Origin of the sequence: Pseudomonas kitaguniensis, assembly GCF_009296165.1 — a bacterium.
GTDB lineage: Bacteria > Pseudomonadota > Gammaproteobacteria > Pseudomonadales > Pseudomonadaceae > Aquipseudomonas > Aquipseudomonas kitaguniensis.
Genome location: NZ_VUAZ01000065.1, coordinates 60414 through 80090 on the forward strand (window position 1 = coordinate 60414; position 19677 = coordinate 80090).

18 protein-coding genes and 1 pseudogene are annotated in these 19677 nt (G+C 59.6%); 8 read left to right on the forward strand and 11 right to left on the reverse strand.

Annotated elements, in window-relative coordinates; all coding sequences use genetic code 11:
• Nucleotides 1-54: 54 nt before the first annotated feature.
• On the reverse strand, nt 55-2280 hold the full coding sequence (locus tag F0169_RS12370; RefSeq protein WP_058415493.1) for an NADP-dependent isocitrate dehydrogenase: 2226 nt from the start codon (nt 2278-2280) through the stop codon (nt 55-57).
• A 563-nt stretch (nt 2281-2843) separates the two neighbouring features.
• On the reverse strand, nt 2844-3134 hold the full coding sequence (locus F0169_RS12375; RefSeq protein WP_058415492.1) for a cold shock domain-containing protein: 291 nt from the start codon (nt 3132-3134) through the stop codon (nt 2844-2846).
• Between the two features lie 225 nt (nt 3135-3359).
• Here F0169_RS12375 and clpS point away from each other — a divergent pair, with 225 nt between their 5' ends.
• Together clpS and clpA are read left to right on the forward strand one after the other, a co-directional pair.
• Complete coding sequence (clpS, locus tag F0169_RS12380) at nt 3360-3728, forward strand: ATP-dependent Clp protease adapter ClpS (protein WP_053256829.1); 369 nt, start codon at nt 3360-3362, stop codon at nt 3726-3728.
• 29 nt (nt 3729-3757) lie between these two features.
• Nucleotides 3758-6026 (forward strand): annotated as a pseudogene (clpA, locus tag F0169_RS12385) (ATP-dependent Clp protease ATP-binding subunit ClpA).
• Nucleotides 6027-6194: 168 nt separating this feature from the next.
• Here clpA and infA read toward each other — a convergent pair.
• The 3 genes from infA to aat all read right to left on the reverse strand — a co-directional run bounded on the left by infA (nt 6195) and on the right by aat (nt 7957).
• Complete coding sequence (gene infA / locus F0169_RS12390; RefSeq protein ID WP_002553999.1) at nt 6195-6413, reverse strand: translation initiation factor IF-1; 219 nt, start codon at nt 6411-6413, stop codon at nt 6195-6197.
• A gap of 100 nt (nt 6414-6513) precedes the next feature.
• Complete coding sequence (locus F0169_RS12395) at nt 6514-7221, reverse strand: arginyltransferase (RefSeq protein ID WP_058415593.1); 708 nt, start codon at nt 7219-7221, stop codon at nt 6514-6516.
• A gap of 55 nt (nt 7222-7276) precedes the next feature.
• Nucleotides 7277-7957, reverse strand: coding sequence for a leucyl/phenylalanyl-tRNA--protein transferase (gene aat, locus F0169_RS12400; protein WP_152746685.1), 681 nt, complete (start codon nt 7955-7957; stop codon nt 7277-7279).
• A 501-nt stretch (nt 7958-8458) separates the two neighbouring features.
• On the opposite strand from aat, the gene F0169_RS12405 reads away from it, so the two are divergent.
• From F0169_RS12405 to cysG, 6 genes are read left to right on the forward strand one after another with little or no spacing between them, the layout of a single operon-like run.
• Nucleotides 8459-10864 (forward strand): DNA translocase FtsK, encoded by a 2406-nt coding sequence (locus F0169_RS12405; protein ID WP_152746686.1) that lies wholly within the window; start codon nt 8459-8461, stop codon nt 10862-10864.
• 54 nt (nt 10865-10918) lie between these two features.
• Nucleotides 10919-11542, forward strand: coding sequence for an outer membrane lipoprotein periplasmic chaperone LolA (lolA, locus tag F0169_RS12410; RefSeq protein WP_152746687.1), 624 nt, complete (start codon nt 10919-10921; stop codon nt 11540-11542).
• A gap of 27 nt (nt 11543-11569) precedes the next feature.
• Nucleotides 11570-12892 carry a replication-associated recombination protein A gene (locus F0169_RS12415; RefSeq protein ID WP_152746688.1) on the forward strand — a complete coding sequence of 441 codons (1323 nt, stop codon included), beginning with the start codon at nt 11570-11572 and terminating at the stop codon, nt 12890-12892.
• The gene (crcB, locus tag F0169_RS12420) at nt 12892-13266 is read left to right on the forward strand and encodes a fluoride efflux transporter CrcB (protein WP_003232122.1); all 375 of its coding nucleotides are present in this window, start codon (nt 12892-12894) and stop codon (nt 13264-13266) included. The genes F0169_RS12415 and crcB overlap by 1 nt, the downstream gene beginning before the upstream one ends.
• Nucleotides 13267-13282: 16 nt before the next feature.
• Nucleotides 13283-14563, forward strand: a complete 1281-nt coding sequence (gene serS, locus F0169_RS12425; RefSeq protein WP_152746689.1) for a serine--tRNA ligase — start codon at nt 13283-13285, stop codon at nt 14561-14563.
• Nucleotides 14564-15958, forward strand: coding sequence for a siroheme synthase CysG (gene cysG / locus F0169_RS12430; RefSeq protein WP_058415485.1), 1395 nt, complete (start codon nt 14564-14566; stop codon nt 15956-15958).
• A gap of 91 nt (nt 15959-16049) precedes the next feature.
• On the opposite strand, the gene F0169_RS12435 is transcribed toward cysG, so the two are convergent.
• The 6 genes from F0169_RS12435 to tusD form a co-directional block, all read right to left on the reverse strand.
• Nucleotides 16050-17045 carry a glutathione S-transferase family protein gene (locus tag F0169_RS12435; RefSeq protein ID WP_152746690.1) on the reverse strand — a complete coding sequence of 332 codons (996 nt, stop codon included), beginning with the start codon at nt 17043-17045 and terminating at the stop codon, nt 16050-16052.
• A gap of 89 nt (nt 17046-17134) precedes the next feature.
• A complete protein-coding gene (locus F0169_RS12440) occupies nt 17135-18136 on the reverse strand; it encodes a glycosyl transferase family protein (RefSeq protein WP_152746691.1) in 1002 nt (333 codons plus the stop codon).
• Nucleotides 18133-18468 (reverse strand): TusE/DsrC/DsvC family sulfur relay protein, encoded by a 336-nt coding sequence (locus tag F0169_RS12445; protein ID WP_122250085.1) that lies wholly within the window; start codon nt 18466-18468, stop codon nt 18133-18135. The genes F0169_RS12440 and F0169_RS12445 overlap by 4 nt, the downstream gene beginning before the upstream one ends.
• Nucleotides 18465-18743 (reverse strand): sulfurtransferase complex subunit TusB, encoded by a 279-nt coding sequence (gene tusB / locus F0169_RS12450; RefSeq protein ID WP_152746692.1) that lies wholly within the window; start codon nt 18741-18743, stop codon nt 18465-18467. Before tusB ends, F0169_RS12445 begins: the two co-directional genes overlap by 4 nt.
• Nucleotides 18743-19093, reverse strand: a complete 351-nt coding sequence (tusC, locus tag F0169_RS12455) for a sulfurtransferase complex subunit TusC (protein ID WP_058415480.1) — start codon at nt 19091-19093, stop codon at nt 18743-18745. The genes tusB and tusC overlap by 1 nt, the downstream gene beginning before the upstream one ends.
• 1 nt (nt 19094) lies before the next feature.
• Complete coding sequence (tusD, locus tag F0169_RS12460) at nt 19095-19487, reverse strand: sulfurtransferase complex subunit TusD (protein WP_058415479.1); 393 nt, start codon at nt 19485-19487, stop codon at nt 19095-19097.
• Nucleotides 19488-19677: the final 190 nt, after the last annotated feature.

The window sequence follows — 19677 nt, forward strand, 5'->3', positions numbered from 1 at the left end:
CTTAAAACACAAACCCCGGCACATGGCCGGGGTTTGTGGTGTCGCCTTACAACCTTACTTCAACTTGGCAATCGCCGCGTTAAGCGTATTGCTTGGGCGCATGGCCTTGCTGGTCAGCTCTGGGTTCGGTGCGTAGTAGCCACCGATGTCGACTGGCTTGCCTTGTACCGCGTTCAGCTCGGCAACGATGGTTGCCTCGTTGGCGGCCAGGGTTTTGGCCAGCTCGCCAAACTGCGCTTGCAGTGCAGTGTCTTCGGTCTGGGCGGCCAGGGCTTGCGCCCAGTACAGCGCCAGGTAGAAGTGGCTGCCGCGGTTGTCGATGTTGCCGACTTTGCGCGATGGCGACTTGTTGTTGTCGAGGAACTGGCCGGTGGCTTGGTCCAGGGTCTTTGACAGCACCAGGGCTTTGGGGTTGTTGTATGTCACACCCAAATGCTCAAGAGAGGCAGCCAGGGCCAGGAACTCGCCAAGCGAATCCCAGCGCAGGAAGTTCTCTTCCACCAGTTGCTGCACGTGTTTCGGTGCCGAACCGCCAGCGCCTGTTTCGAACAGGCCGCCACCGTTCATCAGCGGCACGATCGACAGCATCTTGGCGCTGGTGCCCAGTTCCATGATCGGGAACAGGTCGGTCAGGTAGTCGCGCAGCACGTTACCAGTCACCGAGATAGTGTCCAGGCCCTTGCGGGTGCGCTCCAGGGTGAACTTCATCGCGTCGACCGGCGACATGATGCGGATGTCCAGGCCTTCGGTGTTGTGGTCTTTCAGGTAAGCCTGAACCTTCTTGACCATAACGGCGTCGTGAGCGCGCTCTGGGTCCAGCCAGAAAATCGCCGGGGTGTTGCTGGCGCGGGCACGGTTGACGGCCAGTTTGACCCAGTCCTGGATCGGCGCGTCTTTGGTCTGGCACATGCGGAAGATGTCGCCGGCTTCGACGGTCTGTTCCATCAGCAGGTTGCCCTTGCTGTCGGTGACGCGCACTACGCCGTCAGCCTTGATCTGGAAGGTCTTGTCGTGAGAGCCGTATTCTTCGGCTTTTTGTGCCATCAAGCCAACGTTTGGCACGCTGCCCATGGTGGTTGGGTCGAACGCGCCATTGGCCTTGCAGTCTTCGATGACGGCTTGGTAGATGGTTGCGTAGCAGCGATCCGGGATCACCGCCTTGGTGTCGTGCAGTTGGCCGTCGGTGCCCCACATTTTGCCGGAGTCACGGATCATGGCCGGCATCGAGGCGTCGACGATAACGTCGCTCGGCACGTGCAGGTTGGTGATGCCTTTGTCGGAGTTGACCATCGCAAGCGAAGGGCGAGCGGCGTAGACCGCCTGAATATCGGCTTCGATCTGCGCTTGTTGCTCGGCCGGCAGGGCTTTGATGCGAGCGTACAGGTCGCCGATGCCGTTGTTCAGGTTAAAGCCGATCTGCGCAAGCAACGGGGCGTGCTTGGCCAGGGCGTCTTTGTAGAACTCGGCAACGATCTGGCCGAACATGATCGGGTCGGAGACCTTCATCATGGTGGCTTTCAGGTGAACCGAGAGCAGCACGCCTTGTTTTTTGGCGTCGTCGATTTCAGCGGCGATGAAGCTGCGCAGGGCTTTTTTGCTCAGCACGGCGGTGTCGATGATTTCGCTGGCCAGTACCGAGGTCTTTTCTTTCAGGACGGTCGCGGTACCGTCTTGAGCGATAAGCTCGATTTTGACAGCATCAGCGGCTTCGATCTGCACTGATTTTTCGCTGCCGTAGAAGTCGCCGTTGCTCATGTGAGCGATGTGCGACTTGGAGTCGGCTGCCCACGCGCCCATTTTGTGCGGGTGCTTGCGTGCGTAGTTTTTGACCGACAGCGGTGCGCGGCGGTCGGAGTTGCCTTCGCGCAGTACCGGGTTCACGGCGCTGCCCTTGACCTTGTCGTAACGTGCACGGGTTTCTTTTTCCGCGTCGGTGGTTACGGTCTCCGGGTAGTCCGGCAGGGCGTAGCCCTGGGCCTGCAGTTCCTTGACCGCAGCTTGCAGCTGAGGAGTCGAGGCGCTGATGTTAGGCAGCTTGATGATGTTGGCTTCAGGCGTAACGGCCAGGGCGCCCAGTTCGGCGAGGTGGTCCGCAACGGCTTTGGCGCCCAGTTGCTCGGGGAAGCTTGCGAGGATGCGCGCGGCGAGGGAAATGTCGCGGGTTTCCACGGCAATATCAGCGGAAGCGGTGAAAGCCTCTACGATAGGCAGCAGTGAATAGGTGGCGAGGGCCGGGGCTTCGTCAGTGAAGGTATAGATGATCTTCGAGCGGGTGGGCATATTCGGATTAACTCTCTTCTTTGCTGAAAGCGTGCGCAGAAACTCGAGATGCGCCGGGTGGAGCGCGTTCGTTCAAAGCATCCATGAGCGAAATGTCGAGGTTTCTTCGCGATGATGTTGGGTTGCATCAGTCGAGCGTCAAGCGGGTGAGCTACTTTAATAGTCCTGCTTTCTAGCTGAAGGCCACTGTCTAGAGCGGTCAGCTGTCGTGACTCTTGGGTCAGCGCCAGCATTATACATAGGTCAATGTGCCTACGCCGAGCCTTCATACAAAAGGAGCGTCGTCCATTGGTCTAAAGGTCGCAGGCGTGCGGCTGCAGTCCGCTTTGCACGGGGTGCCCAAGATGAGCGATTTTGCGTTGATTTTCTGGCTTCAGGCAACTGAATCGGCTGTTATGGATGCGAGTTGGCGTGGCATGAGAGTGTCGGCCGCCACGTGGCGGTGCTCTTGTTTCGGTAATGCGCAGATTTCGCACCTGTAGAAGGCGTGGTAAGAAAAAAACCGGCCAGCTCAGGTAAAGTGAGCTGGCGGTTTTTCGGGGGGCTGCAGGCTCTGCTGCGAATCAAGCCATTGTTAATGTGCCTTCTTCATGTTCATGCGTGCATTGGGTTGCGAGCTTTTCCAGTGTGAGCATTTTCGCCGTCCCAATGTTGACCGCATGCAGCCCTTTCGGTCCCTGAATGGTTTCAAAGCTCACCGATTGGCCAGCTTTGAGCGTCTTGTATCCTTCCATGGTAATCGCTGAGTAATGCGCAAAAAGATCTTCGTCGGGTTTGCCCTCGGCATTAATAAACCCGTAGCCCTTGGCATTGTTGAACCATTTCACCTTGCCATTGATCTTGACGCCAGACATAACCATATCCCTCTGCACCAGACTCCATCACTGGAGTATCATCCAGTTTATCCGTCCTAACCCGAATAAATTAAGGTTGACTGCGCGGACCTTTTTTACCCACTGTGGGTTCTATTGGTTGTAACACTGATTCGCCGATAGTCAAGGCGACCAGTCAGTCAGAGTTGAAATTCTGACAGGTCGCCCCCACCACTGTATTTGAACCACTGACGAAACTTTCTTTCCATGCATGCAATCAGCCAGATTCGACTAACATTCAATCAGGATCGCCCGGATCAAGAGCACGATGACGACGGTTCTGCAGGCATTGCTGTTCAGGAGGCGAAGCCTGCCTTACAGGCGCCGCCGATGTACAAGGTGGTTTTGTTCAATGATGACTACACACCGATGGATTTCGTCGTCGAAGTGCTCGAGGTGTTTTTTAACCTGAACCGCGAGTTGGCGACCAAGGTAATGCTGGCCGTTCACACAGAAGGACGGGCAGTATGTGGAGTGTTTACCCGCGACATCGCCGAGACAAAGGCCATGCAGGTTAACCAGTACGCCAGGGAAAGCCAGCATCCGCTACTCTGTGAAATCGAGAAGGACGGTTAACGCCGACCACTTGGGTATGAGGTGAAGCTATGTTAAACCGCGAGCTCGAAGTCACCCTCAATCTTGCCTTCAAGGAGGCTCGTTCGAAGCGTCATGAATTCATGACCGTCGAACACCTGCTGCTGGCACTTTTGGATAACGAAGCTGCCGCCACCGTTTTGCGTGCGTGTGGCGCCAACCTCGACAAACTCAAGCATGACCTGCAGGAGTTTATCGACTCCACCACGCCATTGATCCCCGTGCATGACGAGGACCGCGAAACTCAGCCAACGCTGGGCTTCCAGCGGGTGTTGCAGCGTGCTGTGTTCCATGTACAGAGCTCCGGTAAGCGTGAAGTCACAGGCGCCAACGTGCTTGTGGCGATTTTCAGCGAACAGGAAAGCCAGGCAGTGTTCTTGCTGAAACAGCAGAGCGTTGCGCGCATTGATGTCGTCAACTACATCGCCCACGGTATCTCCAAGGTGCCGGGCACGGCGATCATTCCGAGGGTGAGCAAGAAATGCAGGACGACGAGGGCGGTGAGTCTTCTTCTTCGGGCAACCCACTGGATGCTTATGCCAGCAACCTTAACGAGTTGGCACGCCAGGGCCGGATTGATCCGTTGGTTGGGCGTGAGCTTGAGGTTGAGCGCGTGGCGCAGATCCTCGCGCGTCGTCGCAAAAACAACCCGCTGTTGGTGGGCGAGGCGGGCGTGGGTAAAACCGCGATCGCCGAAGGCTTGGCCAAGCGCATCGTCGATAACCAGGTGCCTGACCTGCTGGCCAACAGCGTCGTCTACTCGCTGGACCTTGGGGCATTGCTCGCAGGCACCAAGTACCGTGGCGATTTCGAGAAACGCTTCAAGGCGTTGCTCGGCGAACTGAAAAAACGTCCGCAAGCGATTTTGTTTATCGATGAAATTCACACCATTATTGGTGCCGGTGCGGCCTCCGGCGGGGTGATGGATGCGTCCAACCTGCTTAAGCCGTTGCTGTCGTCGGGTGATATTCGCTGCATCGGCTCGACCACGTTCCAGGAATTTCGCGGGATCTTCGAGAAAGACCGTGCCTTGGCGCGCCGCTTCCAGAAAGTCGACGTGTCCGAGCCTTCGGTTGAAGACACGATCGGCATCCTGCGCGGGCTCAAGGGGCGCTTTGAGGCGCACCATGGCATCGAATACACCGATGAAGCCTTGCGTGCTGCAGCAGAGTTGGCATCGCGCTATATCAATGATCGGCACATGCCGGACAAGGCGATTGACGTGATCGACGAAGCGGGTGCCTACCAGCGCCTGCAGCCGGTCGAGAAGCGTGTGAAACGCATCGACGTGCCTCAGGTCGAGGACATCGTGGCGAAGATCGCGCGTATTCCGCCAAAACACGTCAACACCTCCGACCGGGAGCTGCTGCGTAACCTGGAGCGTGACCTCAAGCTGACCGTGTTTGGTCAGGATGCGGCCATCGACTCGCTGTCCACGGCGATCAAGTTGTCGCGTGCGGGCCTCAAGTCGCCAGACAAGCCGGTCGGTTCGTTCCTGTTCGCAGGCCCGACCGGCGTCGGCAAAACCGAGGCGGCGCGGCAGTTGGCCAAAGCCATGGGCATTGAGCTGGTGCGTTTCGACATGTCCGAGTACATGGAGCGCCACACCGTGTCGCGCCTGATCGGTGCGCCTCCGGGCTATGTCGGGTTCGACCAGGGCGGCCTGCTGACTGAAGCGATTACCAAGCAGCCGCATTGCGTGTTGCTGCTCGATGAAATCGAGAAGGCCCACCCGGAAGTCTTCAACCTGCTGCTGCAGGTTATGGACCACGGCACGCTGACCGACAACAATGGGCGCAAAGCGGACTTCCGCAACGTGATCGTGATCATGACCACCAACGCCGGTGCCGAAACGGCCGCGCGGGCTTCTATCGGCTTTACGCATCAGGATCACTCCTCTGATGCGATGGAGTGATCAAGAAGAGCTTCACGCCGGAGTTCCGCAACCGCCTGGACACCATTATCCAGTTTGGTCGCCTCAGCCATGAGGTCATCAAAAGTGTGGTGGACAAGTTCCTTACCGAACTTCAAGCGCAGTTGGAAGACAAACGCGTGCAGTTGGAAGTGACGGATGCGGCGCGCAATTGGCTGGCAGAGGGTGGCTACGACGCGGCAATGGGCGCTCGCCCAATGGCACGTCTGATCCAGGACAAGATCAAACGGCCGCTGGCCGAAGAGATCCTGTTTGGCGAACTGGCCGACCATGGTGGCGTGGTGCATATCGACCTGAAGGACGGCGAGCTGACCTTCGAGTTCGAAACCACAGCCGAAATGGCCTGACCGACAGCAGCACAAAAAGCAAAGGCGCCGAAAGGCGCCTTTTTGCTGTCTGCAAATGCAATTGTCAGAACAATGAAGAGCCAGCGTGGGAGCAAGCTCCCCCGGTGTTTGCTAAAGCCTATGCACACAAAAACGCCCGGCATAACCGGGCGTTTTGTATTGACTTGATTAACGAGCGCGGTAAGTGATGCGCCCTTTGCTCAAGTCATAGGGCGTCAGCTCGACGCGCACTTTGTCGCCGGTAAGAATACGAATGTAGTTCTTGCGCATCTTGCCGGAGATATGCGCGGTTACGACGTGCCCATTTTCCAACTCCACACGAAACATGGTGTTGGGCAGGGTGTCGACGACAGTGCCTTCCATTTCGAAGCTGTCTTCTTTCGACATGCAGTAAAGCCCTCGGTATCCAGTGAATGGCCCGGTGCAACTGCGCCAGGCAAAAGCGGCGTGCATTGTGCCCGAAAAAGGGTGTTTAAGCCAAGGGGTTCTAGTTAAGCGTGACCCATCTTTGATTAATCAGCAGTTCTATGGGCCGATATTGGGTCTTGTAATTCATTTTTTTGCAGTTTTTGATCCAGTATCCGAGGTACACCGCCTCAAGTTCCAGGCGCAGGGCTTCGCCGATTTGCCAGAGGATCGCGTAGCGCCCCAGGCTGCGGCGTTCTTCAGCCGGCTCATAGAAGGTGTAGACCGCCGAGAGGCCGTTAGGCAGCAAATCGGTCACGGCGACCGCCAGCAGGCGCCCCTCCAGGCGAAATTCATAAAAGCGCGAGAAGGGCAGGTCACGTACCAGGAACGTCGAAAACTGTTCGCGGCTGGGCGGGAACATATCGCCGTCGGCGTGGCGTTGTTCGATGTAGCGTTGGTACAGGTCGAAATATTCTTCGCTGAAGTCCGGCTTGGTTTCGGTGACCGTGAGGTCGGCATTGCGCTTGAGGATGCGCTTTTGGTTGCGGTCCGGCAAAAATTGCGCGACAGGCAGGCGTGCCGGCACGCAGGCATTGCAGTTCTGGCAGTGCGGCCGGTACAGGTGATCACCGCTGCGCCTGAAGCCCATCTCCGAAAGGTCGGCGTACACGTGCACGTCCATCGGCTGGCTGGGATCGAGGAACAGCGTGGTGGCCTGCTCATCGGGCAAATAGCTGCAGGAGTGGGCTTGAGTGGCATAAAACTTCAAGCGCGCCAGCTCGGTCATGATCAACCCTCGGAATAACCTTTGAATAAGTGTAAGCCAGGTGCGCGCAAGTCGCTTAAGAAACCCACGGCCCGGCGTTGGGTTGGTCCAAATGGTTGCGCAGAAAGTCCGCGAACGTACTGCGTGGTATGGCGCGGGCGCCAAGGCTGTGCAGGTGGTCATTGGGCATTTGGCAGTCGATCAGCACAAAACCCCAGGCCTGCAATTGCCGGGTCAGTGTGGCAAAGCCGAATTTGGAGGCATTGTCGGCGCGGCTGAACATCGATTCACCAAAGAACAGTTGGCCCATCGCCAAACCATACAGGCCGCCGACCAGTTCGCCCTGGTCCCACACCTCCACGGAGTGCGCGTAGCCACGCTGGTGCAGTTTCAGGTAGGCGCTTTGGATGCTTTCGGTGATCCAGGTGCTGTCGGCATACGCGCGGGGCGCTGCGCAGGCCTGGATGACGGCGGCAAAATCCTGATCGAAGGTCACCGTATACCGCTGCTGGCGCAATAATTTGCCGAGACTGCGCGATACGTGCAGCTCGTCGGGGAATATCACCGTGCGTGGGTCTGGCGACCACCAGAGGATGGGCTGGCCTTCGGAGAACCACGGAAAGCAGCCATGTCGATAGGCCTGCACCAGGCGCTCGGCCGACAGGTCGCCACCCGCGGCAAGCAGGCCATTGGGTTCACGCATGGCCTTGGCCAGTGGCGGAAAAGTCAGGGAGTCGCGTTGTAACCAGGTCAGCATGGCATCCAGGCTTATGGAAGGGGAGGGGAGTGGCAGGTTATAGCGCCCGCCGCTTGAGTGTTGATTATTGTCGACGCTGCCGTGTGAGGCCACCCCGAATCGGGTATCCACGCGGATTAGCGTTAGCGGGTGTTTCTGCAACTCTATGCCTGAGGCGCGGTCGTAATCGGGTCTGGCGCATGCAGGCCATTGGCCAAGCTTGCCTGGATTGCTAAAAACAGCTCATAAGCCTTTGTCAGCAAAGGCAATGCATGCTCAAATTGAACATGCCGTGACACTTCAATTGTCTATGCTGCTGGGGAAGGGCAAGTGCGTGGCATACCGCACGCAAACCCGTACAATGCGGCCATTGTGGCGTTATCGCCATTCCACCCATTCATCACCCAGTGTTAAACGTAGGTTCACCGACGTTCGTTCATTTTTCAACTGCTTGGATTGAGCAGTATTTTGCAGTCATTCAATAATAGATGGACGCGCTAAAGGCGCAGGAAAAGACCCGTTTTGAAGAAATCCGCCGCAACACCTAAAGCAGCAGTCGTTCCGGCCTGGCGCCAGCACCTGCACTATCGACTCAAGGAAGGTGCGCTGATTGCCATCGGCGCCCTGTGCCTGTTTCTGATGATGGCCTTGCTCACGTATGGCAAGGACGATCCGGGCTGGAGCCATAACAGCAAGATCGAAGACGTGCAGAACTTCGGCGGCCCAGCCGGTTCCTACAGCGCCGACATCCTGTTTATGGTGCTGGGTTACTTCGCTTACATCTTCCCGTTGCTGCTGGCGATCAAGACCTGGCAGATCTTCCGCCAGCGACATGAGCCGTGGCAGTGGAGCGGCTGGCTGTTTTCGTGGCGCCTGATCGGCCTGGTGTTCCTGGTGCTGTCCGGTGCTGCTCTGGCGCACATTCATTTTCATGCACCCACCGGCCTGCCGGCTGGCGCGGGCGGGGCGCTGGGCGAAAGCCTTGGCGATTTGGCGCGCAAGAGCCTGAACATCCAGGGCAGCACCTTGATGTTTATCGCGCTGTTCCTGTTCGGCCTCACCGTGTTCACCGATTTGTCGTGGTTCAAGGTGATGGACGTGACCGGCAAGATCACCCTCGACCTGTTGGAGCTGTTCCAGGGCGCTGCCAACCGTTGGTGGTCGGCCCGCGTTGATCGCAAGCGCATGGTCGCGCAGTTGCGTGAGGTGGACACTCGCGTCAATGAGGTAGTGGCCCCGAGCACGCCGGACCGGCGCGAGCAGGCCAAGGTCAAGGAACGCCTGATCGAGCGCGAGCAGGCGCTGAGCAAGCACATGTCGGACCGCGAGAAGCAGGTGCCGCCGGTGATCGCCCCGGCGCCGCCCAAAGCCCCCGAGCCAAGCCACCGCGTGCAGAAAGAGAAACAGGCGCCGTTGTTTGTCGACAGCGCCGTGGAAGGCACCTTGCCGCCGATCTCGATTCTTGACCCTGCGGAAAAGAAACAGCTCAACTATTCGCCGGAGTCCCTGGCGGCCGTCGGCCACCTGCTCGAAATCAAACTCAAGGAATTCGGCGTTGAAGTCACGGTGGATTCGATCCACCCCGGCCCGGTGATTACCCGTTACGAGATCCAGCCTGCTGCCGGGGTAAAAGTCAGTCGCATTTCCAACCTGGCCAAAGACCTGGCGCGCTCCCTGGCGGTGACCAGCGTGCGCGTGGTCGAAGTGATCCCCGGCAAGACCACCGTGGGTATCGAGATTCCCAACGAAGACCGCCAGATCGTGCGCTTCTCCGAGGTGCTCTCGACGCCCGAATACGACAACTTCAAATCGCCGGTCACCTTGGCCCTTGGCCACGACATCGGCGGCAAGCCGGTCATCACTGACCTGGCGAAGATGCCGCACCTGTTGGTTGCCGGTACTACCGGTTCCGGTAAGTCGGTGGGTGTGAACGCGATGATCCTGTCGATTCTGTTCAAGTCTGGCCCGGAAGACGCCAAGCTGATCATGATCGACCCGAAGATGCTTGAATTGTCGATCTACGAAGGCATTCCGCACTTGCTCTGCCCGGTTGTGACCGACATGAAGGACGCCGCCAACGCCCTGCGCTGGAGCGTGGCCGAGATGGAGCGCCGCTACAAGCTGATGGCGAAAATGGGTGTGCGCAACCTGCAAGGCTTCAACGCCAAGGTCAAGGAAGCGCAGGACGCCGGCACGCCGCTGGCCGACCCGCTGTACAAGCGCGAAAGCATTCACGACGAAGCGCCGCTGCTGACCAAGCTGCCGACCATCGTGGTGGTGGTCGACGAATTTGCCGACATGATGATGATCGTCGGCAAGAAAGTTGAAGAGCTGATCGCGCGTATCGCCCAGAAGGCACGTGCCGCCGGCATCCACTTGATCCTGGCCACCCAGCGCCCGTCGGTGGACGTGATCACAGGTTTGATCAAGGCCAACATCCCGACGCGTATGGCGTTCCAGGTGTCGAGCAAGATCGACTCGCGAACCATCATCGACCAGGGTGGCGCCGAGCAACTGCTGGGCCATGGTGACATGCTCTACATGCCGCCCGGCACCAGCTTGCCGATCCGTGTTCACGGCGCCTTTGTGTCCGATGACGAAGTACACCGTGTGGTCGAAGCCTGGAAACTGCGTGGCGCGCCGGAATACAACGACGACATCCTGGCCGGTGTCGAAGAAGCCGGCAGCGGCTTCGACGGCGGCAGCAGCAGTGATGACGATGCCGAAACCGATGCGCTGTACGACGAAGCCGTGGCGTTCGTGCTCGAAAGCCGTCGCGCCTCGATTTCTGCGGTGCAGCGCAAACTGAAAATCGGCTACAACCGCGCCGCTCGCATGATCGAATCCATGGAAAACGCTGGCGTGGTGACCGCAATGAACACCAACGGCTCGCGCGAAGTCATCGCCCCCGGGCAGATGCGCGACTGATCACGTGCCGCGTGGCAACACGCGGCACGCCCTAACGACTCAATGAGGACTCCCATGCGTCTTATCCGCATGCTGTTGTTGCCGGTACTGGCCCTGACCGCTGTTTCGGCGCACGCCGACCCTGCCTCCGTGGCCAGCCTGACCAACCTCTTGGACAAATCCAAGACCCTGACTGCGCGCTTCACCCAGATGACCCTGGATGGCGGCGGCACTCAGTTGCAGCAAACTGCTGGTGAAATGGCCGTGCAGCGCCCTGGCCTGTTTTTCTGGAAAACCGACGCGCCGAACGAGCAAACTATCGTTTCCGACGGCCAAAAGGTCACCCTGTGGGACCCGGACCTGGAACAGGCGACCATCAAGAAGCTCGACCCGCGTTTGAACCAGACCCCGGCGCTGCTGCTGTCGGGCGACGTGTCAAAAATCAGCGACAGCTTCGAGATCACGTCCAAGCAAACCAGCAACGTGATTGAGTTCGTCCTCAAGCCGAAATCCAAGGACACGCTGTTTGACAGCCTGCAACTGTCGTTCGGTAACGGCGTAATCAACAACATGCGCCTGATCGACAGCGTCGGCCAGCGCACCGATATTCTGTTCTCCGGCGTCCAGGCCAACGGTGTCGTCGATGCATCCAAGTTCAAGTTTGTCATCCCCAAGGGTGCCGACGTGATCCAGGAATAACCCGCTTAGAGGTTTCAAACGCTGCCCATGGATTTGTTTCGAAGTGACCCGATTGCTCAACCCCTGGCCGCGCGCTTGCGTTCGACCAACCTGGATGAGTACGTCGGGCAAGAACACCTGCTTGCGCGCGGCAAGCCTTTGCGCGAAGCGCTGGAGCAGGGTGCGTTGCATTCGATGATTTTCTGGGGCCCGCCGGGCGTGGGTAAAACCACCCTGGCGCGGCTCTTGGCAAAAGTTTCGGATGCGCACTTTGAAACAGTCTCGGCGGTGTTGGCCGGGGTCAAAGAGATTCGCCAGGCAGTGGAAGTGGCCAAGCAGCAGGCCGGGCAGTACGGCAAACGCACGATTCTGTTCGTCGACGAAGTGCACCGTTTCAACAAGTCGCAGCAGGATGCGTTTTTGCCGTATGTCGAAGACGGCACGCTGATTTTTATCGGCGCCACCACCGAAAACCCCTCGTTTGAACTGAATAACGCTTTGCTGTCGCGCGCGCGGGTGTATGTACTCAAAAGCCTCGACGAGGCCGCGATGCGCAAGCTGTTGCAGCGCGCCCTGAGCGAAGACAAAGGTTTGGGCAAGCGCCAGTTGAGTCTCGGCGAAGAAGGTTTCAACATTCTGCTGAGCGCCGCCGATGGCGACGGGCGGCGCTTTCTCAACCTGTTGGAGAACGCCTCCGACCTTGCCGAAGACAACAGCGAGATCGGCGTCGACCTCCTGCAAAGCCTGCTCGGCGACACGCGGCGTCGTTTCGACAAGGGCGGCGAAGCGTTTTACGACCAGATTTCCGCACTGCACAAATCGGTGCGTGGCTCCAACCCCGACGGCGCGTTGTATTGGTTTGCGCGGATGATCGACGGCGGCTGCGACCCGCTGTACCTCGCGCGCCGCGTGGTGCGCATGGCCAGCGAAGACATCGGCAACGCCGACCCGCGTGCGCTGAGTTTGTGCTTGGCGGCGTGGGAAGTGCAGGAGCGCCTGGGCAGCCCGGAAGGCGAGTTGGCGGTGGCTCAGGCCATTACGTATTTGGCCTGCGCGCCCAAAAGCAACGCGGTGTACATGGGCTTCAAGTCAGCCCTGCGTGCCGCCGCCGAATACGGCTCGCTGGAAGTGCCGCTGCACCTGCGAAATGCGCCGACCAAGCTGATGAAACAACTCGGCTACGGTGATGAATACCGCTACGCGCATGATGAGCCGGACGCCTATGCGGCCGGTGAAGATTACTTCCCTGACGAGCTTGAGCCGCAACCGTTCTACCAGCCCGTGCCGCGTGGCCTGGAACTGAAGATCGGTGAAAAGCTCAGCCATCTCGCGCAACTTGATCGACTCAGCCCCAAACAGCGGAGAAAGTAGTGCTCAAGACGATTCTTGCCGTGTCCGCAGCCGGCATCGCTGGTACATTATTGCGTTTCGCCACCGGTACGTGGGTGAGCGCCAACTGGCCGAAGCATTTTTATGCGGCGACCCTGGCAGTCAACCTGGTGGGCTGCTTGATTATCGGGCTGTTGTACGGCTGGTTCCTGTTGCGCCCGGAAGTGCCGATTGAGATTCGCGCCGGCTTGATTGTCGGCTTTGTAGGCGGTCTGACGACCTTTTCATCCTTTTCACTGGACACGCTGCGCTTGCTGGAAAGCGGGCAGGCCCTGGTAGCGTTCGGTTACCTGGGTATCAGCGTGTTCGGCGGGCTGCTCGCCACGTGGGCTGGCCTGTCCTTGACCAAACTTTGATAAACGAGAGACCGACATGCTCGATTCCAAACTGTTACGTAGCAACCTTCAGGACGTAGCGGACCGCCTCGCATCCCGTGGCTTTGCCTTGGATGTTGCGCGCATCGAAGCGCTGGAAGAACAGCGCAAGACCGTCCAGACCCGCACCGAAGCACTGCAGGCTGAGCGTAATGCGCGTTCCAAATCCATCGGTCAGGCCAAGCAGCGCGGTGAAGACATCGCGCCGTTGATGGCCGACGTCGAGCGGATGGGCACTGAGCTGTCCGACGGCAAAATCGAGCTGGATGGCATTCAGACCGAGCTGGATTCGATCCTGCTGGGCATTCCCAACCTGCCGCACGACTCCGTGCCGATTGGCGAAGACGAAGACGGCAACGTTGAAGTGCGCCGCTGGGGTACGCCGAAGACCTTTGATTTCGAGATCAAGGACCACGTTGCATTGGGTGAGCTGACCGGCGGCCTGGATTTTGAAACCGCTGCCAAAATGTCCGGCGCACGTTTTGCCTTGCTGCGTGGCCCAATCGCGCGGATGCACCGTGCACTCGCGCAGTTCATGATCAACCTGCACACCGCCGAGCACGGTTACGAAGAAGCCTACACGCCGTACTTGGTGCAGGCGCCAGCGCTGATGGGCACCAGCCAGTTGCCGAAATTCGAAGAAGACCTGTTCAAGATCAGCCGCGACGGCGAAGCCGACCTGTACTTGATTCCGACCGCCGAAGTGTCGCTGACTAATATCGTGTCTGGCGCAATTCTCGATGCCAAGCAACTGCCGCTGAAGTTCGTCGCCCACAGCCCGTGCTTTCGCAGTGAAGCCGGTGCCTCCGGTCGCGATACGCGTGGCATGATCCGCCAGCACCAGTTCGACAAGGTCGAGATGGTGCAAGTGGTTGAACCGTCGACGTCGATGCAAGCGCTGGAAGGCCTGACTGCCAATGCCGAGCGCGTGCTGCAACTGTTGGAGCTGCCATACCGCGTTCTGGCGCTGTGCACCGGCGACATGGGTTTCAGCGCCGTGAAAACCTACGACCTTGAAGTGTGGGTGCCGAGCCAGGACAAGTACCGCGAGATTTCGTCGTGCTCCAACTGCGGTGATTTCCAGGCCCGTCGCATGCAGGCGCGTTTCCGTAACCCGGAAACCGGCAAGCCGGAACTGGTGCACACCCTCAACGGTTCGGGCCTGGCCGTAGGCCGTACCTTGGTAGCCGTGCTGGAAAACTACCAGCAGGCTGACGGTTCGATCCGCGTACCTGAAGTGCTCAAGCCTTACATGGCGGGCGTTGAGGTCATCGGTTAAATGGAATTTCTGCCGCTGTTTCATAACCTGCGCGGCAGTCGTGTGTTGGTCGTCGGCGGTGGGGAAATTGCCTTGCGCAAATCCCGCCTGCTGGCCGACGCCGGTGCATTGCTGCAGGTGGTTGCGCCACAGATCGAAGACCAGTTACGTGAGCTGGTGCTGCGCAGTGGCGGGGAACTGTTTTTGCGCGGTTATCAGGAGGCCGACCTTGACGGTTGCACCCTGATCATCGCCGCAACCGATGACGAGCCGCTCAACGCGCAAGTGTCCAGCGATGCCAAGCGCCGCTGCGTTCCGGTCAACGTGGTGGACGCGCCAGCCTTGTGCAGCGTGATCTTCCCGGCGATTGTCGACCGTTCGCCGTTGGTGATTGCAGTGTCCAGCGGCGGCGATGCGCCGGTGCTGGCGCGTTTGATCCGCGCCAAACTGGAAACCTGGATTCCGTCCACCTACGGCCAACTGGCCGGGTTGGCGGCGCGTTTTCGTGCGCAGGTCAAAGCGTTGTACCCGGATGTGCAGCAGCGTCGTGCGTTTTGGGAAGAGGTTTTCCAAGGCCCGATTGCCGACCGCCAGTTGGCCGGGCAGGGCGCTGAAGCCGAGCGTCTGTTGATCGACAAGGTCAACGGTGCGCCCCCACACGCGCCGGGCGAGGTTTACCTGGTGGGCGCAGGCCCGGGTGATCCCGACCTGTTGACCTTTCGCGCCCTGCGCCTGATGCAGCAAGCCGACGTCGTACTCTACGACCGCCTGGTAGCCCCGGCGATACTTGAGCTGTGCCGTCGCGACGCCGAGCGGGTGTATGTCGGCAAGCGTCGTGCTGAACACGCGGTGCCGCAGGACCAGATCAACCAGCAATTGGTGGACCTGGCCAAACAAGGCAAACGCGTGCTGCGCCTCAAGGGCGGCGACCCGTTTATCTTTGGCCGTGGTGGCGAAGAGATCGAAGAGCTGGCGGCGCATGGCATCCCGTTCCAGGTGGTACCGGGGATTACCGCGGCCAGTGGTTGTGCGGCGTATGCCGGGATTCCGCTGACACATCGCGATTACGCGCAATCGGTACGTTTCATCACCGGGCATTTGAAGAACGGCACATCGGATCTGCCGTGGCGAGACCTGGTGGGACCGTCGCAGACCCTGGTGTTCTACATGGGCCTGATCGGCCTGCCGGTCATCTGCGAACAGCTGATCAAACATGGCCGTGCGCCAGATACGCCGGCGGCGTTGATCCAGCAAGGCACCACGTCCAACCAGCGTGTGTTTACCGGCACCCTGGCGGATTTGCCACGCATGGTCGCGGAGCACGAGGTGCATGCGCCAACACTGGTGATCGTCGGCGAAGTGGTGGTGTTGCGCGAAAAACTGAAATGGTTCGAAGGCGCCCAGTCTCAAGTCTGAGATTCACAAACACCTCCCACCTTGGAACGCATTCCAAGGTGGGAGGGGGCTTGCTCCCGATGAGGCTCTCAAGCCCACACCATCAGTCGGATCAGCCCCAGACGCCTTGACCGCCCAAGCGCTGCCGATCATGCCCTGCATCAAACTGTTGCAACGGCCCCTTGGGCACAATCCCCGTCGGGTTAATCGTCCGGTGGCTGGCGTAGTAATGCCCCTTGATGTGCTCAAAATCCACCGTCTCGGCCACGCCTGGCCACTGGTACATCTCCCTCAACCAGTTCGATAAGTTTGGATAATCGGCAATCCTGCGCAAGTTGCACTTGAAGTGGCTGTAATACACCGCATCAAAGCGAATCAGCGTGGTGAACAGTCGCACATCGGCTTCGGTCAGGTATTCCCCGGCCAGATAACGGTGGTTATCCAGGTGCTGCTCCAGGTTATCCAGTTCGGCAAATACATCATCAAACGCGCTTTCATAGGCTGTTTGCGAGGTCGCGAAACCCGCGCGGTACACGCCATTGTTGACGGCGGGGTAGATGCGCTCGTTTAGCGCGTCGATGCTTGGGCGCAGGGCCTCGGGGTAAAAATCCAGCGTATTGCCGGTCAGTTGATTAAACGCACTGTTAAACATGCGGATGATCTCCGCCGACTCGTTGCTGACGATGCGGTTGAGTTGCTTGTCCCACAGCACTGGCACCGTGACACGGCCGGTGTAGTCGGCGGTGTCGGCGGTGTAGCGCTGGTGCATGAATTGGAAGTCATCGAGTTTATCGCCGCTGGCGCCGTGGGCCTTGTCGAAGGTCCAGCCGTTTTCCAGCATCAACCAACTGACCACTGACACGTCAATCAGGCTTTCGAGCCCTTTGAGTTTGCGCAGGATCAGCGTGCGGTGCGCCCAAGGGCACGCGAGCGAGACATACAGATGGTAGCGACCGGCCTCGGCCTTGAAGCCGCCGTCACCGCTTGGCCCAGGCTGGCCGTCGGCGGTCACCCAGTGGCGGCGTTGTGCCTGTTCGCGCTGGAAAGCGCCGTCTGCGCTACTTTCGTACCACTGGTCTTTCCAGTGTCCTTCGATCAGCAAACCCATGACTGGCTCCTTGGCTAATTAAGCGTTGGAGCCCAGTCTAACGGGCTGAGTTCGAACTAAAAGCGCAAAGAGCGCGGGTGAATGATCGATTAAATCGATTTGTTCCGAGCATCCCAGTATTGCTGAGCCAATTCGAACGCCTGCGCGCGTGGGTGGCCGAGGCCGCGCAAGGCCAGCGCCATGGTAGCGATCAGGGCCAATTGCGGGTAACTGTCTTCGACGTCACCGCGCCACAGCGCTTTTAAATGCTCGGGCTCAAGGCTGGCGGGTTTGACGTGACGTTGAGCGGCGAGGGCGGGCCACTCTTCGTCCCAGCTTTCGCCACCGGTGGTGCCGTACAGGTGGCTCGCAGCATCGGGGTTGATCTCGACTTCGCCGCCGTCGCCCTTGACCACAATCACGTTGTCGCCGAGCAGGCCGCTGGCATCGCGGTGCACGCCCTGATAACCCGGGTGGAAAATACTTTGCAGGCCGCAACGCGCGTTCAACGGATTGAGCAGGCGTGCCAGGGAATGGATCGGCGAGCGCAGGCCCAGCGTGTTACGCAAGTCGATCATGCGCTGCAGTTGCGGCGCCCAGTCGCCCAGCGGGATAAACGCCAGGTTGCCTTGTTCGAAAGCTGCCTGCACCTGCTGCCAATTACGGCACAGAGGTATCTGCAAGCCTTCCAGCAGTTGCTCGGTATACAGCCGCCCGGCCGTGTGTGCGCCGCCGCCGTGCATGAGGATACGCACGCCGTTTTGCGCCAGGCACTTGGCCGCGAGCAAATACCACGGCAAGTGGCGTTTTTTGCCCGCGTAGGTCGGCCAGTCAATGTCCACGTTCAGCGCCGGGGCGTTGAGGCGCTCACGCACCGCTTCGGTGAACCCTGCGAGTTCTTCCGGGCTTTCTTCCTTGTGGCGCAGCAGCATCAGGAACGCGCCGAGCTGGGTGTCTTCGACTTTTTCATCGAGCAGCATGCCCATCGCTTCACGCGCTTCTTCGCGGGTCAGGTTGCGCGCGCCGCGCTTGCCTTTGCCGAGGATGCGCACGAACTGCGCAAACGGGTGTTCGGCAGGGGTTTCAAGGGTCAGCGGAGCAAAGTCGGTCATAAGCAATTCGTCGGCCTGGGCAGGCCCGCCAGCTTGGCGGCGAGTTTGGCGGGAGTGCCGTTGAACAGTGTGTTGAGGTGCAGGCTGTTGCCCTTTTCCGGGCCGAGCTTTATGGCTGCGTACTTGATCAGGGGGCGCGTGGCAGGCGACAGCTGAAATTCGGCGTAGAACCCGCGCAGCAGCTCGAGAATTTCCCAGTGGTTCGCGGTCAGCTCCAGCGCTTCTGCGGCGGCCAGGGCGTTGGCGACGTCGGCGGACCAGTCATTCAGGTCGACGAGGTAGCCGTCCTTGTCCAGCGCCAGCGTGCGCTCGCCTACGGTCAATGTGTTCATAGCCAGGTGTTGACCTTGGCGTAGTCGATCGACAATTGCACAAAACCCGGGTAGTCGACGCTGTCGGCCCAATCCGGCAGGGGCAGGTTGCGCGCCTGCATGTCTTCGGCCAGCACAAACACCTTCACGCCTTTAGTCTGCAGGGCCGGGTTGTGCAGGCCGTAGGCGCCGTCGCCGCACAGCAGAATGGCGTCGTCGGCGCCGCACACGCGCAGGCAACTGGCCAGGCGGCTGTCGGTAAACGGGGAATGAGACACCACGTGTAAAGTCGACATCAGAGGGTAATCACCTGGTCGTAACGGTCAATCAGCTGGGCGATAGCCTCGCTGCTCAGAGGTTCGGCGCTGGCCGGGGCGGTGAGCCCGCGTTCGGCGAGGCTGTGGCTGCACGCGAACACTTCATCGATACCGAACAGGCCCAGCGCTTGCAGGTTGGCGCTGAGGTCTTTTTGCTGCACGGCCTTGGCGTTCTGATGCGGCGCCAACTGGAACACGCCATCGTCCAGAAACAGCAGGCCAATCGGCAGGTCAAACGCGCCACCGGCCAGCACGATATCCAGTGCTTCGCGCGCGCCCGGCCCGGCCCACGGTGGCTGGCGGCTGATCACCAACAAGGATTTGGACATGTCACGGCCCTCCAAAACAGATCAGACGGTCGGCGGCCTGGGCGGCGTCATGTAACTGCCCAAGGCCGGACAACGCCCATGGCGCATCCAGGTTCACCGCGCTGCGTTGGTAGCGTGTGGCTTCTTCGTTGTTGAGCACACCACGGCGCAAGGCGGCGGCGATACATACCACGCCGTCGAGCTGGTGCGCGCTGACGAACTCGCGCCATTGGCGGGCAATGTCTTGCTCATCCTGCGGCGTGACGATGGTATTGGCGGCGCTGTAAACGCCGTCCTGATAAAAAAACAGCCGCACAATCTCGTGGCCACCGGCAAGCACGGCTTGGGCGAACAGCAAGGCGCGGCGCGAGGAGGGCGCGTGGGCGGCGGAAAACAGCGCAATCGCGAACTTCATGGAACACTCTGCAAGAAAACGTCGGCCAATGATAAAGCCGCCGACGCGAAAAAGCCCGCCGTGATGAACGTGGGCGGCCCATCGAGGCTAACGGCGCGCGTCCAGGAACAAAAGCGCTTTTGTGGGAGCGGGCTTGCTCGCGATAGCATCAACGCAGTGTGCCTGATGGACCGAGGTGTCTGCATCGCGA